This window comes from Thermosulfurimonas dismutans (genome assembly GCF_001652585.1).
GTDB classification, from domain to species: Bacteria; Desulfobacterota; Thermodesulfobacteria; order Thermodesulfobacteriales; family Thermodesulfobacteriaceae; genus Thermosulfurimonas; species Thermosulfurimonas dismutans.
Map to the genome: position 1 here is coordinate 42,441 of NZ_LWLG01000007.1, position 14,905 is coordinate 57,345.

General features: G+C 50.4%; 10 protein-coding genes. 5 read left to right on the top strand and 5 right to left on the bottom strand.

The features are described from left to right. Positions 1 to 44: 44 nt before the first annotated feature. From TDIS_RS05860 to TDIS_RS05870, 3 genes are all read left to right on the top strand, one after another. A complete protein-coding gene (locus TDIS_RS05860) occupies positions 45 to 1,349 on the top strand; it encodes a lytic transglycosylase domain-containing protein (RefSeq protein WP_068670305.1) in 1,305 nt (434 codons plus the stop codon). Positions 1,350 to 1,557: 208 nt separating this feature from the next. Then, positions 1,558 to 2,373, top strand: a complete 816-nt coding sequence (locus TDIS_RS05865; protein ID WP_161939487.1) for a metal ABC transporter substrate-binding protein — start codon at positions 1,558 to 1,560, stop codon at positions 2,371 to 2,373. 56 nt (positions 2,374 to 2,429) lie between these two features. Beyond that, positions 2,430 to 5,015, top strand: a complete 2,586-nt coding sequence (locus TDIS_RS05870) for a protein translocase subunit SecDF (protein ID WP_068670309.1) — start codon at positions 2,430 to 2,432, stop codon at positions 5,013 to 5,015. Between the two features lie 7 nt (positions 5,016 to 5,022). Here TDIS_RS05870 and TDIS_RS05875 read toward each other — a convergent pair whose 3' ends face one another. After that, positions 5,023 to 7,452 (bottom strand): Lon protease family protein, encoded by a 2,430-nt coding sequence (locus TDIS_RS05875; RefSeq protein WP_068670311.1) that lies wholly within the window; start codon positions 7,450 to 7,452, stop codon positions 5,023 to 5,025. A 68-nt stretch (positions 7,453 to 7,520) separates the two neighbouring features. Here TDIS_RS05875 and TDIS_RS05880 point away from each other — a divergent pair, with 68 nt between their 5' ends. Continuing rightward, positions 7,521 to 9,302 (top strand): RiPP maturation radical SAM C-methyltransferase, encoded by a 1,782-nt coding sequence (locus TDIS_RS05880; RefSeq protein WP_068670313.1) that lies wholly within the window; start codon positions 7,521 to 7,523, stop codon positions 9,300 to 9,302. Here TDIS_RS05880 and paaI read toward each other — a convergent pair. Next, on the bottom strand, positions 9,289 to 9,705 hold the full coding sequence (gene paaI, locus TDIS_RS05885; RefSeq protein ID WP_068670315.1) for a hydroxyphenylacetyl-CoA thioesterase PaaI: 417 nt from the start codon (positions 9,703 to 9,705) through the stop codon (positions 9,289 to 9,291). The two genes, TDIS_RS05880 and paaI, sit on opposite strands and share 14 nt — an antisense overlap. Next, the gene (locus TDIS_RS05890) at positions 9,705 to 10,856 is read right to left on the bottom strand and encodes a 3-deoxy-D-manno-octulosonic acid transferase (protein ID WP_161939488.1); all 1,152 of its coding nucleotides are present in this window, start codon (positions 10,854 to 10,856) and stop codon (positions 9,705 to 9,707) included. The genes paaI and TDIS_RS05890 overlap by 1 nt, the downstream gene beginning before the upstream one ends. Positions 10,857 to 11,046: 190 nt before the next feature. Here TDIS_RS05890 and ligA point away from each other — a divergent pair, with 190 nt between their 5' ends. Then, on the top strand, positions 11,047 to 13,104 hold the full coding sequence (gene ligA, locus TDIS_RS05895) for an NAD-dependent DNA ligase LigA (protein WP_068670319.1): 2,058 nt from the start codon (positions 11,047 to 11,049) through the stop codon (positions 13,102 to 13,104). 9 nt (positions 13,105 to 13,113) lie between these two features. Here the strand turns inward: ligA and TDIS_RS05900 are convergent, their stop codons facing one another. Then, positions 13,114 to 13,560, bottom strand: coding sequence for an acetolactate synthase (locus TDIS_RS05900; RefSeq protein ID WP_068670321.1), 447 nt, complete (start codon positions 13,558 to 13,560; stop codon positions 13,114 to 13,116). A 2-nt stretch (positions 13,561 to 13,562) separates the two neighbouring features. Continuing rightward, the gene (locus tag TDIS_RS05905) at positions 13,563 to 14,876 is read right to left on the bottom strand and encodes a phenylacetate--CoA ligase family protein (RefSeq protein ID WP_068670322.1); all 1,314 of its coding nucleotides are present in this window, start codon (positions 14,874 to 14,876) and stop codon (positions 13,563 to 13,565) included. Positions 14,877 to 14,905: the final 29 nt, after the last annotated feature.

Consider the following 14,905-nt stretch of genomic DNA (forward strand, 5'->3'; position numbering starts at 1 on the left):
TTCAAGAATTGACTTTAATTGCAATTCTAGCTATAAAAAAGGCCATGCAAATATCGAAAACTACGATTATAGGTCTGTTTTATATCTGGATATCATTTGGTCTTATTACTCAAGTTTTGGCTTTCGAACAGAAGATTTTTTTGCCTGGAGACTACAATGATGAGAATTTAATCGAAGAAAATCTTGAGCTTCTTCCAGAAGAAATAGTCTCCGAAGAATTGCCCCCCAATCTCAATGATCAGATAAATTATTTTATTTACTACTTTAGTGTAAAAAAAAGGAAGACTTTTGAAAATTGGCTCAGACGTTCCGGGCGTTATTTGCCCCTTATCAGGAATATCTTTTCACGATATGACCTTCCTGAAGATTTAGCTTATCTGGCTATGATAGAAAGCGGATTCAATCCCTTCGCTTATTCTAGGGCCGGGGCTTGTGGTATTTGGCAGTTCATGAGGGGTACGGCCCGAAAGTATGGCCTTAAGATCAATTATTGGATAGACGAGCGTAGAGACCCTGAAAAAGCTACTGAAGCCGCGGCCCTTTATCTGTCGGATCTTTATGGCATATTCGGCGACTGGCGCCTAGCTTGTGCGGCTTATAATGCCGGCGAGGGTAAGATTACTCGGGCTATATTGAGATATCGTACCCGAGATTATTGGAAACTCTGTCGTTATCGCTATCTTCGTAGGGAAACTAAGAATTATCTTCCTAAATGGTTAGCGGCCTTAGTTATAGCCAAAAATCCTGAAAAATATGGCTTTTTCGTGAAGTATGATCCTCCCCTAGACTATGAGACCGTGGAGGTGCCCGGAGGTACAGATCTACGAGTAGTAGCTTTGGCGGCAGGGGTAGATTATAAAACCATCAAAACCCTCAATGCCGAACTTCGACGGGCCAAGACCCCACCCTATATGGCTTCCTATCCGGTAAAGGTTCCCTTTGGTACGGCGGAAATGGTTGAGAAATATCTTTCTCAAGTCAAATTTGTGTATCATCGTAAACGTCTCTACCATCGAGTACGAAAGGGAGAGACCCTTCTAAGGATAGCTTCGTATTATAAGGTCCCTCTTAAAGTTTTAAAAAGAATGAACGGCCTCGAAGGTAATCTCATAAGGGTGGGACAGACTTTAGTTATCCCTTATCCGGAGCAGGTAAGTTTCTATGTGGCAGAACTGAAGGTTTCCCAAACAGGCTTAAAAGCTACCTACTACAAGGTCAAAAAAGGAGATACTCTTTGGAAAATTTCTCAAAAATTTGGTGTGCCATTGCAAAAGCTAAAAGTGTGGAACAATCTTTCTTCCAATCGTATCCTTCCCGGACAAGTACTTGTCCTCTGGCCGGAAGCTTAGTTGCTTGTTAAAGTAATATCTTGGAGCAAAAATGGAAAATTATTTTGAATGGACTATGTTAACAAGCCCATCCTCAGAGGGGGGAAATCTCACCTACTATGCATATGACTTATTTCCAAGTACTTTATAAGGGAGTCTCTGTCCTATGGAGAGGACCAGATTATTTTCCCTTCCAGTGAAACTAAACTTAGTTTTGAATAAAGTTCTATTGCTGATTTGTTTGTTTCTATTTAAGGCTGTTTCGGCCCTTGGGATCACTATCACGGCCACTAATTTCCCTCTTTATGACCTGGCTAGGAGGCTTGCTCCCGAGGAAAGAATTCATTTACTGATCCCGCCGGGAGCGGATTTTCACCACTTCGAACCCGGTTTTAAGGATTTTAGGATCCTTTATGAAAGTGATCTCATCCTGGCAGTGGGCACAGAACCCTGGCTGAAACGGGCTGAGCTGAGGAAAAAAACTCTTTTCCTTACCCAGGATATCGAGGTCGAAAATCCCCATCTTTGGCTCGACTTGGAGATCGTGGAGACTTTTGTGCAGAAGCTCTCAAGGACTTTGATTTCTCTTAAGCCTTCGGAAAAGGTAGCTTTTGAAAAGCGGGCTCAGGAAGTGCTAGGAGAGATTGAGAACATAAGGCGGGAACTAAAAACGCTTGCCACCTGTCAGACCAAAAAAGTGGTCATTTTGGGACATGCGGCCCTAGGATATTTTCTGCGGGAGGCCGGACTTGAAGAAGTGGCCCTGGCCGGTCCCCATCCTGAAGGAGAAGTTCCTCCCAGAAGACTACATGAAACCTTGGAACTCATGAAAAGAGAAAATATTTCTGTCGTTTTCCTTTTGGATCCCTCTTTCCGGAAATATCTACCTCTGTTTCAGAAAAAAAGGCGAGTTCGAGTTTTTACTCTCAACCCCGGATTACCTCTTTTGCCTGAAGATCGGAATTTAGATTTTTTTGCACTTTTACGCAAGAACTTGAGAAATCTCAAGATAGGTCTTTGTTCTTCAAGCTTGCCAAATTCTTAGTTTTGGTATAGGAGAAAACCATCCGTAAAGAAACCTAAAGGCAAGGAGGTCTTTTTATGCCGCGCTATCTCAAGTGGAAGGTCCTTCTGGTGGCGATTCTTACCCTGGTCTCAGTGATCCTAGTTTTGCCTTCTTTTTATCAAAATCTTCCTTCCTGGTTCAAGAAGTACGTCTATGGTGCAAGACTCAAGCTCGGACTCGATCTTCAGGGCGGGATGCACGTGGTCCTCAAGGTGGATGTGGACAAGGCCATCCACAACGCCCTCAACGCCTCTGTTCAGGATCTCAGGGAAGCCTTGGGAAAGCATGGTATTAAAGTAGTCATCAAAGAGGCTCCTGAGGGTTTTGTACTCTCTTTTGGGAACGAAAAGGACTTTGCCCGAGCCAAAGATCTGATCGACCGTGAGTATCCTGAACTCAAAATCCTGGAGGAAAGGCCTGGAAAATATCCCGAGATAAAAGTGGCCCTTTCTGCCGAACGGGCCCAATTCATTCGGGAGCATGCGGTAGAACAAAGTCTTGAGGTTATCAGAAACCGAATTGACCAGTTCGGAGTTACCGAACCAGTAATCGTGCGTCAGGGCAAGGACAAGATCGTAGTTCAACTCCCGGGAGTTAAAGACCCCGAACGGGCCTTGAAACTCATCGGACAGACCGCCCAACTCGAGTTCAAGTTAGTAGATGAAGAGGCTATGCAGAAGATCGATTTCTATTATCGTCTTATAGATCAGGCCCTGAAGGATGGCCGCCTCAAACCCAATTATACCCGTGAGGATCTGAACCGTATTCTTCGGTCCTATCTTCCCCCCGGAGACGAGATCTATTTCTGGGTCACCCGAGATCGGGACACCGGAAGAACTATTAAAAGGCTCATTATTCTCCATCGCCGGGCCCTTCTTACCGGAGACATGGTCAAGACCGCTCATGTGCGCATAGGAGGGCCTTACAATGAACCCTACGTCTCTCTAACCCTAACCTCCCGTGGAGCCAGGATCTTTGAAAGGATTACCGGAGAAAACGTAGGCCGAAGACTGGCTATCGTGCTGGATAATGTAGTACGTTCGGCCCCGGTAATTAGGGAACGCATACCCGGAGGCCAAGCTCAGATCTCGGGAGGTTTTACCTACGAGGAGGCCTCGGATCTCGCCATCGTATTGCGAGCCGGAGCCCTCCCGGCGCCTGTGGAGGTCATTCAGAACATTACCGTCGGGCCCACCTTGGGACGAGATTCCATCCATAAGGGGCTTCTTTCGGGTGTAATCGGTGGCGTAGCGGTTCTGGTCTTCATGATCATCTATTATCGTTTTTCGGGTTTCGTTGCAGACGTAGCCCTAGTCCTCAACGTCCTCTTCTTGCTCGCGGTCCTGAGCCTATTCCGGGCCACTCTCACTCTGCCGGGAATCGCCGGAATCATCCTCACCATGGGTATGGGTGTGGACTCTAACGTCCTCATCTTCGAACGTATGCGGGAAGAGCTTCTCTTGGGACGTCCGCCGCGGGCGGCCATTAACGCCGGTTACGACCGGGCGTTCTGGACCATTGTGGACGCCCATGTGACCACCTTGATCACGGCTCTGGCCCTCTTCCTCTTCGGAACCGGCCCCATAAAGGGTTTCGCGGTCACTCTTTCTGCCGGTATCGTGATCAACCTCTTTACGGCCATCTTCGCCACCCGCATTGTCTATGATGCCTTGATCGCGAAAGGCAAGACTCCACGCATCAATTTCCTGCAGATCATTGGCAAACCCAAGATCAATTTCATGGCCGCTCGCCGATTCTGCTTCGCCCTCTCGGGCGCACTAGTAGCTTTGGGCCTCTTGGCCTTCGTACAGATTTCGCGTGGAGTGGCTAACCTAGGTGTGGATTTTGGAGGAGGAGTTTTGGCTTACTACAAGGCCGAAAAGGCCTTCAAGCTTGATGCCATCCGTAAAGTCCTTTCCGAAACCGGTCTCAAAGGCATACAACTACAGGACGTAAAGAACGAAAATCTTCTACTAGTAAGAGTACGGGAAAAAACTGAAACCGTGGGGAAGACTGAAAAACTTATAAGCAAGGTCCTTTCAGAAAAGTTTCCAGAGCTCAAGTTTAAACTCATAGGAAAAGAAGAAATCGGTTCGGCCATAAGCAAAGAATTGAAGCGCAAGGCCATCATTGCCATCTTGATCTCGCTGGTCGGTTTTATCCTTTACTTGGCCTTTCGGTTCAAGATCAGTTTCGGGGTTGCGGCGGCCGTGGCCACCTTTCATGACGTGCTGGCGGTTCTGGGTATTTTCTATCTTCTCAACCGGGAAATATCTCTTCTTCTAGTAACGGCCCTCCTAACCCTCGCCGGTTACTCCCTTACGGATACCGTGGTTATCTTTGACCGTATCCGGGAAAACATCCGAAAGCTGGGGGAGCGTACGCCTTTTTCCGAGATCATAAACCGGAGCGTAAACGAGATGCTGGCCCGGACCATTATCACTACCCTCACCACCATGTTGGTGATCCTTTCTATTCTTATTTTTGGAGGGGTAGTGCTAAGAGACTTTGCCTTAGCCCTCTTCCTGGGCGTAATCGTGGGAACTTACAGCTCGGTCTTTGTGGCCAGCCCCATAGTTTACCTTTGGCACAAGGGTAAGACCCCGAAACTGGGAGGGTAAGCCGAGCTTAAGTTTTGCCCTGAGAGTTCTCTGGTTTGGCGAACTCCCGGGCCCGTTCGGCCAGTTCCCGGAGGCGCTTGTCAACTAGGTAGAAGACCGTTCCCTCCGGGTATCGGCCGTCGGGCCCAGGCTCTCCCGCAGGCATACCGGTCAAGATAGCTATCCCCTCTTCCACCCGTGAGATGGGCCAGATGTGAAACTTGCCTTCGGCCACCGCAGCCACGATTTCTTTTTTGAGCATGAGATCATTGACGTTAGCCTGAGGAATGATCACCCCCTGCTCACCGGTAAGCCCACGCTCGGCGCAGACTTTAAAGAAACCCTCGATCTTTTCGTTAACTCCTCCCACGGGCTGTATTTCGCCTTTTTGGCTCACGGAGCCCGTAACCGCAATGCCCTGTTTGATGGGCACGCCAGCAAGGGCCGAAAGTAGAGCAAAAAGCTCGGCACTGGAGGCCGAGTCCCCTTCTACCAGACCGTAGCTCTGTTCGAAACAGAGGGTGGCCGAAAGGGTAAGGGGTTTATCCTGAATGAAACGCTCCCTGAGAAAACCGGAAAGGATCATCACCCCTTTGGTATGTATCTTTCCGGAAAGTTCGGCTTCCCGTTCGATATTGACCACGCCCTCTTTTCCAAGAGAGATGTTCACCGTAATACGCGTTGGCCGTCCGAACCGATAGTCTCCAAGGTCATAGACCGAAAGCCCATTTATGCTACCCACTTCCTCTCCGGTGGTCTTGATTTTAATGAGATCCTTTTGAATAACCTCGTGGATACGGTCTTCAAGGAGAGAAAGCCTTCGGCGACGTTCCTCAATGGCCTTCTCCAGGTGAGCGGCAGTAATCCTTTCAGCCCCTTCCTTTTCGGCCCAGAAATCGGCTTCCCTTAGGGTATCAAAGATCTCGGAGAGTTTCAGGGTGAGCTTATCCTTGCGGCCAGAGATCTCACAGGCATACTCTACAAGTCGGGCCAGACCATCTGCGGAGACGGGCTTGAGCCCTTTCTTTTTGACTACAAAGGCCACCGTACGGAGAAATTCCCGGGTGCGCTCCTCATTGCGGTCCACCCATTCCTCAAGCGGGGCCTTGATTTTGAAGAGTTCTCGAAAGGTTTCGTCATAAGTATAGAGAAGATGATAAAGGAAGAGATCTCCTATGAGAATCACTTTGGCCCTAAAGGGGATGGGCTTGGGACGGAGGGTCTTGGTAGTGAAAAGCCCGAGTTGTTCACCGAGATCCTCTAAAAAGATTTTTCCACTTTTTATAATGCGTTTCAAGGTCTCCCAGCAATAGAAATTCCTTAGAATATCGATGGCCCGAATGATAATGAAACCCCCGTTTGCCCGGTGAAGGCTTCCAGCCCGAAGCATGGTGAAATCCGTAATAAGGGCCCCGAACTGGGCCTTGCGCTCAATGGCCCCGAAAAGTCGAGGATAGGTAGGATTGGGTTCAAAAATCACCGGAGCTCCTTCTTTACCAGCATTATCCACAAAGAGATTGACTTCATACCGAGTAAAAATGGACTCCCGGGGAGGCGTGGGGACGGGAAACGGAGGGTGCGGGGCCTCCTTCCCAGGGGCTTGACGGAACTCATCAAGATGCTCCAGGATGTCCTTGGCGACTTCCTCAAGATAGGTGACCACAGGAGTGAGGTGGGCATACTTTTGGTTCAATTCCTGGAGATGGATTGTGATAACCTGAGAGGCCACTTCCCGATCAAGATTCTTCAAGGCCTCATGTAATTCCTTTTCGAGTTTCTGGATATTTCTTACAGTGGCATTCAGTTCCTGCTGAAGTTCCTTGCTTTTGGCCTTAAGCCTCTCCTTCTCCTCCTCGGGAAGATCTTGGACGTCCTGAGGAGTCATGGGGGTACCATCAGGTTTGGCCGGAATAATCATCATACCCATGGGTTCCACATTTAGGACAAAGCCTTCGGCCTTGACCTTGCTCTCGAGTTCTTCAAAGATCTTAGACCTACGCTGGTTGAATTCCCGGAGCAGGGCTTCTTTCTTTTGGACGTAAGTCTCATCCTCAAAGGCCTCGGGAATCCTTTCACGCAGGGCCGTGATGAAACGCTCCATATCCTTCTTGAATTCCCGGCCTTTGCCGGCCGGAAGCTCAAGGGCTTTAGGGCGATCCGGATCCTCGAAGTTATAGACGTAACACCAGTCCGAAGGCGTGGGCCTTTTTTTGGCCTCCTCCTCAACCAGAACTCGAGTGATATAATTCGCTCCTAGCTCCATCTCACCGGCCACATAGATATGAAAATCGGAATCATCCAGCTTTATTCCCAGGGAGAGGGCCGCCAGGGCCCTTTCCTGAGCCATGACCATCGGAGGCTCTTCCCGAAGGAGTTCTTCCGAAGACTCTACGCCGAGAGTTTTGGGGTCTACGGTTACCCTGAGATCCTCAGGAGTTAGCTCTCTTACTTCCGCCATGGGCTCCCCTCCTTTACACTTACCTAAACCATAGGTTAAAAAGGGACGAAAAACAAGAGGCCTACTCCATGAAGATAGCCCTCATATCCATGCCCTGGCCCCTTTTTAATCGACCCTCGATTCAGCTCGGTGTACTCAAGGGCTATCTCAGAAAGCATCTGCCGGAAATCGAGGTCAAAACCTTTCATCCCTACCTCTTTTTGGCACAGGCCCTGGGTTATAAAGAGTATCAAAAAATAAGCGATTCCTCCTGGCTTTCAGAAAGCGTGGGGGCCGGACTCCTCTTTCCGGAAATGCGACCCCGGGCCCGAAAACTATTTCAGAAGCTTGCCCGCAAGGAGGATCTTAAGCAAACCTATGAAGAAGTCTTGGCTATTACTGAAGAGACCCTTTCCATTTATCTCCGACGTCTTCCTTGGAAGACATTCCAGATAGTAGGCTTTTCCGTATGTTTGAACCAGTTGACTCTCTCCCTATGGGCCGCCCAAAGACTGAAGAAGGCCTTCCCACATCTCAAGATCGTATTCGGGGGCGCCCTTTGTGCCGAAGATCTGGGCCGAAGCTATCTTGAAGTCTTTCCTTTTATTGATTTTGTAATAAACGGTGAAGGTGAAAAGCCCCTCACCGAACTCTTGAAAGCCCTTTCATCGGGAACTAAGCCCTCGGATGTCCCGGGCCTCTTTTTCCGGGAAGATGGCAAGATCTCTGGACAAGGTTTTTGGGAACTTTCTCCTGAGGAAATTCCTTCCCCCATCTATGAGGACTACTTCCGAGAATTGAATCTCCTTCCTCCAGAAAAGCGATTTTTTCCGCTGATCTCTCTAGAAGCCTCACGGGGTTGCTGGTGGGGAAAGTGCCGCTTCTGCAACCTCAATCTCCAGTGGCACGGCTATCGTCTGAGGCCGATGAAAAACGTGCTTTACGACATAAGACGCCACGCCGAAGCCGGACTTCTCGATTTCGCCTTCATGGATAACTGTCTTGACAGATCTCAGGCCCTTGAACTCTTTGAAAACTTGGCCGGAGAGGGGCGGGATTATCGCATCTTTGCCGAGCTACGAGCCATTTATACCGCAGAGGAATACCGTCGAATGCGAAAAGGGGGCCTCTATTGGGTTCAGATAGGTATCGAGGCCCTTTCAACTTCGCTTCTCAAACGCCTGGGCAAAGGCACAACCGCCATGGCCAATGTAGCCGCCATGCGCCATTGTGAAGAGACCGGTCTTGAACTCTCGGCCAATCTTATATGCCATTTTCCGGGGAGCACCGAAGAAGAAATTCAAGAGACCCTCTCTGCCCTAGATTACGTCTTTCCCTTTCGGCCTCTTACCACGGTCTCCTTCTGGTTGGGATATGGGAGTCCCATTTTTAGAAATCCTACGGACTTCGGCCTCTCCCGTCTTTATCCTCATCCTTATTATAGTTACCTCTTTCCAGAAGAGCTACGCAAGCGCCTCAAACCCTTAATTTTATCCTATAGCGGAGATCGCAGGAAACAAACTCAGCTTTGGCGGCCGGTCATCGAAAAGGTGAAAGGCTGGCAAAAAATCTGGTCCAGGCTCAGGGAGGAGAAGGGGCCTCTTCTCACTTATCGCGAAGGCCTGGACTTCATTCTTATCCGTCAGGTAACCCCCCAGGGGCGGGTTCTTCACCACCGCCTGAAAGGCCTCTCGCGGGCCATTTATTTGTTTCTTACCGAACCCCGAAGCCTTGGGGATATAACTTCCGCCTTCCCCAACCTTTCCGGAGAAAAGATTAAGGTCTTTCTCCAAGATCTCGTCCGCAAAAAACTCATGTTTCAGGAAAAAGACCGTTTTCTGGCCTTGGCGATAAGGGCTAATCTACCTTGAGTTCCATATCTCGCCTTACCACTTGTCCGGTAAAAAAGGCCACCAGGGTACCGTCCTCCTTGCGGACTTCAACTTCATATATACCGGTCTTTTCGGTGAGGTTTACCTCACGGGCCTCGGCGATCAGACGATCCCCAAGTCTAGACGAAGCCGGATAATATATTTGGGCCGAGACCGCCAGCGCCAGTTTCCCATGACTATTTGAAGCCACGGCAAAGGCAAAGTCCGCAAGTGAAAAGGTTACCCCTCCCTGACAGACTCCAGCGGCGTTAAGCATGTCTTCCCTTACCGTAATGGCCACACGGGCGTAGCCCGGGCGAACTTCAAGTAAATCTACCCCGAGCCAGACCGCCACCTTGTCGTGCTCTCTCATGAAATGGGCGATCTTTAAAGCTTTGTCCATCAGGCACGTCCTCCTTTGTCCAAGAAATTGGCTATCAAATTGAGGTAACGCTCAAGGGCTCCCCGGTGCCTTGAAAAAACCTTCAAAGCGCGCTCTCCCCGATCCCTGGACTCCTTCAAAAATCTTTTCATGGCCATGGCCAGGGCCTCCGGATCCGGCTTTACCTTTTCACCTCCTCCCTCGGCCTCAAGCTCGCGGGCTACCGAAGCTATGCTCTCTACATAAGGACCGAAGAGGACCGGAACACTCAAAGCCGCAGGCTCAAGAAGATTATGTCCCCCCACTGGAACCAAGGTGCCTCCCACGAAAGCCACCTCCGCCAGAGCATATAGAGCCCTCAGCTCCCCCAGGGTATCTACCACCAAAACCCTGGCCGGGGAAGGCCTTGAGCGCAGAGCGGTCTCAAAGCCCAGTCTTTCGGAAAGGGCTTTTACTTCGGCGGCTCTCTCGGGATGCCGGGGGCAGAGAATGAGCGTACCATGGGGAAGCCTTTTGAAGGCTTTAAGGATCAGTTCTTCCTCTCCGGCATGGGTGGAACCACACACTATCACCGGCGGAGAAACAAAGGCCGAAAGATCCTGGCGCAAGGCCTCGATTTCTTCCTTGTTGGGAGGCGGAAAATCGTACTTCAGATTGCCTAAGAAGAGGACCCGGGGGCCCGGAGAGAGGGCCTCCATACGAATACGGTCCTCCTCGCTGGCCATGGCCAGTACCGCAAAAGGCCTGTAAAGGAAACGAGCCAAAAACCTAAATCTTCTAAGTCTTCGGTAGGCTTTTTCCGAAATGGCGCCATTAGCCAGTATCAATGGTACTCCGGCAGCCTTAGCGAAACCCACGAGATCCGGCCAGACATCGGTCTCGACTAGGATGAAAAGTCGAGGCCTTATGGCCGAAAAATAGCGCTTGAGGCTCCGTGGACAATGCAGGGGCGAGGGATGGACCCGGGCCAGGTTCGAAAATCTCTCTTTGGCCAGTTTGAGTCCGGAAGTCGTAGTGGCTGTGAGCACTAGCTCGTATTGAGGAAAGCGTTTGCGGAGTCCTTTGAGCAAGGTACCTGCGGCCTGAAGCTCTCCTACCGAAAGGGTATGGATCCAAATACGTTCTTTTTTAGGCGACAAATCATCGAAGCGAGGATGCCATCTTTTTCGCAAATAGACCCTTCTTTTCTTCTTCAATTGAGCCAGAAAATAAAAAGGACAAACCAATCCTGAAAAAAGAGTATATGCCAAGTCTAACCTTTCAAATCTCACGGCTTAACTATAGCACCGGATGAGCTTTTAAAATACTTCCGAAAGACCTATAATTTCATAAGAAGTCTTCCCTAAAGCGGGAGGAGGAAAGATGGCTGCCGACGAAAAGAAGACTATTCCCCCCGAAGTTATTGAGCGGGTCAACCAACTGCGGAAAGAAATCGAATACCACAATTATCGGTATTATGTCCTGGATTCGCCGGTGATCTCGGATGCAGAATACGACGCCCTCATGCGGGAACTCAAGGAGCTCGAGGCTAAGTACCCTGAGCTAATCACTCCGGATTCTCCTACCCAGCGGGTCGGTTATCCTCCAGCCAAAGAATTCCGGCAGGTGCCACATTATATTCCCATGCTCTCGCTTGACGACGCCTTTTCCGAAAAAGAAGTCCTTGAATTTGATAAACGTATAAAAAGATTCCTCAACCTCCCGAAGGATGCCGAAATAGAATACACGGTTGAACCCAAAATGGACGGCGTGGCGGTGGAAGTAGTTTACGAGAACGGGAGTCTCACGGTGGGCTCCACCCGCGGAGATGGCTACACCGGCGAAGATGTCACTAATAATATCAAGACCATAAAGAGCATACCCCTGAGACTCTTTTCAGAGGGAGATCTTCCTCTACCCCAGCTTCTTGAGGCCCGGGGAGAGGTTTTCATGAGGAAAGAGGACTTCAAAAAGCTAAACGAAGAACGATTGAGCAAAGGAGAACCCCCTTTTGCCAATCCGCGCAACGCGGCCGCGGGCTCCCTGCGACAGCTCGATCCCAATGTCACCGCCAAACGTCCTTTGGACGTCTTTTTTTACGGAGTAGGAAGGGTTGAGGGTTACGAGTTCAAGAGCCAGTGGGAGATCTTGACCACCCTTCCCAAATGGGGCCTCAAGGTCAATCCAATGGTCCGCAAGGTCAAAAACATCCACGAAGCCATTGCTTACCACCACGAGATGGAGAGAAAACGCGAGGAGTTACCCTACGAGATAGACGGTATCGTCATCAAGGTGAACGATCTTTCTCTTTGGGAAAAACTTGGCACCAAGGCCCGCAGTCCTCGTTACGCCCTGGCCTACAAATTCCCCCCTACTCAGGTCACCACGCAGGTCCTTGACATCATCGTGCAGGTGGGACGAACCGGGGCCGTAACTCCGGTGGCCATTCTGAAACCCGTGCAAGTTGGAGGAGTGGTGGTCTCACGGGCCACCCTTCACAATGAGGATGAGATCCGTCGCAAGGACATTCGCATCGGAGACTGGGTCCTGGTCCAACGGGCCGGAGATGTCATCCCCGAAGTAGTCATGGTTATTAAAGAGCGGCGAACCGGCAACGAGAAGCCCTTCAAGATGCCCGAAAAATGTCCGGTTTGCGGAAGCAAACTGATACGCAAACCCGGCGAGGCCGTCTGGAGATGCCCCAATAAGGGTTGTTACGGTCAACTGGTGCGCCATCTTATACATTTCGCCAGCCGGGCGGCCATGGATATTGAAGGTCTGGGAACCAAAGTAGCCCAGGCCTTAGTGGACGCCGGTCTAGTTCAGGACATAGCGGATCTTTACTATCTCAAGGTAGAGGACTTCCTACAGCTTCCAGGCTTTGCCCTTAAAAAGGCCCGTAATCTCTACGAGGCCATCCAGAGGAGCAAAAAGACCACCCTTTCTCGCTTCCTATATGCCCTCGGCATAAGACACGTGGGTGAGGTAACGGCCCAGCTTCTGGCTCAACACTTCAAAAACCTTGAAACTATCAAAAAGGCTTCCCTGACCGATCTCATGAGCGTTCCTGGCATTGGGCCCGAAGCCGCCCGTGCGATTTGGGAATGGTTTCGCAACGAAAGAAACCTCCAGACCTTAGAAAAGTTTCGAAAGGCGGGCCTCACTTTTGAGGAAGAAAAAACGGTGGAGGAGGTGGCAGAGGGAAAGAACCTTGCCGGCCTTACTTTTGTATTTACCGGGGCCTTGAAGAGTATGTCTCGGGAAGAGGCCAAGCGGAAAGTGCAGGCCCTTGGGGGAAGAGTAACTTCTTCAGTTTCGAGGAACGTGGACTATGTAGTAGTGGGGGAGAACCCGGGCTCCAAATACGATCGCGCCCGGGCCCTAGGACTCAAGATCATTAATGAAGAGGAATTTCTTCATATGATCGGCGAAAAGCCTTAAATTAGGAGTCTAACTTCCGTAAAAGAAAATGGGCTCCACCAATTTGATACCACCTTTATAGACCACCTCAAGGGCCTTATCAAAATTCTCGTCAGGGACCTTGAAGACCAAAACCGCTCGGTCACCGCCTCCCACAAAGGCGTAGGTATAATCCACATTGATGTCAGCTTCAGAGAGAAGCTTTACCACCTGATAGAAACCACCCGGTTTGTCCTCCACCTCCACCGCAAAGACGCTTTGCTCCTTAACGGTAAAACCAGCCGCCGAAAGGACACTACGGGCCTTCTCCGGATTGTCCACCACTAGCCGCAGGATCCCGAACTCCGCACTTTCGGCAAGCGCAAGCGCACGGATGTTCACCTGAGCCTTATAGAGGGTCTCGGTGAGTTCCTTAAGACGCCCCTTACGGTTTTCAAGAAAGATCGAAAGCTGTTTTATGGCGTATTGGCTTCGCATGGCTAACCTCCAAGTTTTTCCTGTAATTCACGACGATCAATAACCCTCTTGGCCTTGCCCATAGAACGTTCCAGGGTTTTGGGTTCAACCAATTTAACCCTGGCTCTCAAAAATAGGTGATTGGCCAGTTCTTCCTCGAGTTTGTGTTTGAGATTTTCAAGAGATCCCAGATCCCCGGTAAAGATGCGTTCGTCCACCTCCACCCAGACCTCAAGGACATCAAGTACTCCTCGCTTGTCCACCACAATGACGTAATTGGGGGTAAGGCCTTCTACCTTGGTGAGCACGTGCTCCACCTGAGAGGGGAAGACGTTTACTCCAGAGACGATGAGCATATCGTCGCTTCGGCCAACCACTTTCCCCATGCGAAGGATAGTCCGTCCGCAACGGCAAGGCTCCCGATAGATCCGCGAGATGTCCCTGGTACGGTAGCGAATGAGGGGTAGGGCCTGCTTGGTAAGGGTGGTAAAGACCAACTCGCCCTCCTCGCCCTCTGGAAGCACCTCTCCGGTCGCGGGATCTATGATCTCGGGATAGAAATGATCTTCAAAAATGTGAAGTTCCCCGTACTCACAAGAAGCTGCTACCCCCGGACCAATGATCTCCGAAAGACCGTAAGCCTCAAAATATTTAATGCCCCAGGCCTCGGCCACCGCCTGTCTCAGGCCTTCCGAGGCCGGTTCGGCTCCGAAGAAGCCCGCTCGGAGCTTAAAATCGTTTCGGGGATCGAACCCTTCCTCCTCGGCCACTTCCGCAAGATGCAGGGCGTAGGAAGGGGTGGAACAGAGAATGGTAGCCCCGAAATCCCGCATAAGCATGAGCTGACGCTTGGTGAAACCCACGCTTGAAGGCACCACCGCCGCCCCAAGGGCCTCGGCCCCGTAGTGGAACCCGAGACCTCCGGTAAATAGCCCATAACCATAAGCATTGTGGACCACATCTCCCGGGCCCACTCGGGCCATAAGGAGGGACCGCATCATGACCTCAATCCAGACCTTCATGTCGTGTTCGGTATAGGCCACCACCGTAGGCTTACCCGTAGTCCCGGAAGAGGAGTGGATCCGCACTACCTGATCCATGGGGACTGCGAGCAACCCGAAGGGATAGTGATCCCGTAGATCCTGTTTGGTGGTAAAAGGCAAATTTTTGATGTCCTCGAGACTTCGGATATCCTGAGGCCTGATACCAACCTCATCAAATTTGGCCTTATAGAAGGGCACTAAATTGTAAACTCTGGTAACGGTCTCCTTGAGGCGTCTTAGTTGGAGAGCTTCGAATTCCTCACGTGAAAGGTAATCGGCGGCATTCGGTTTCATGACTATCCTCCCCAGACTTTTATCCCTCC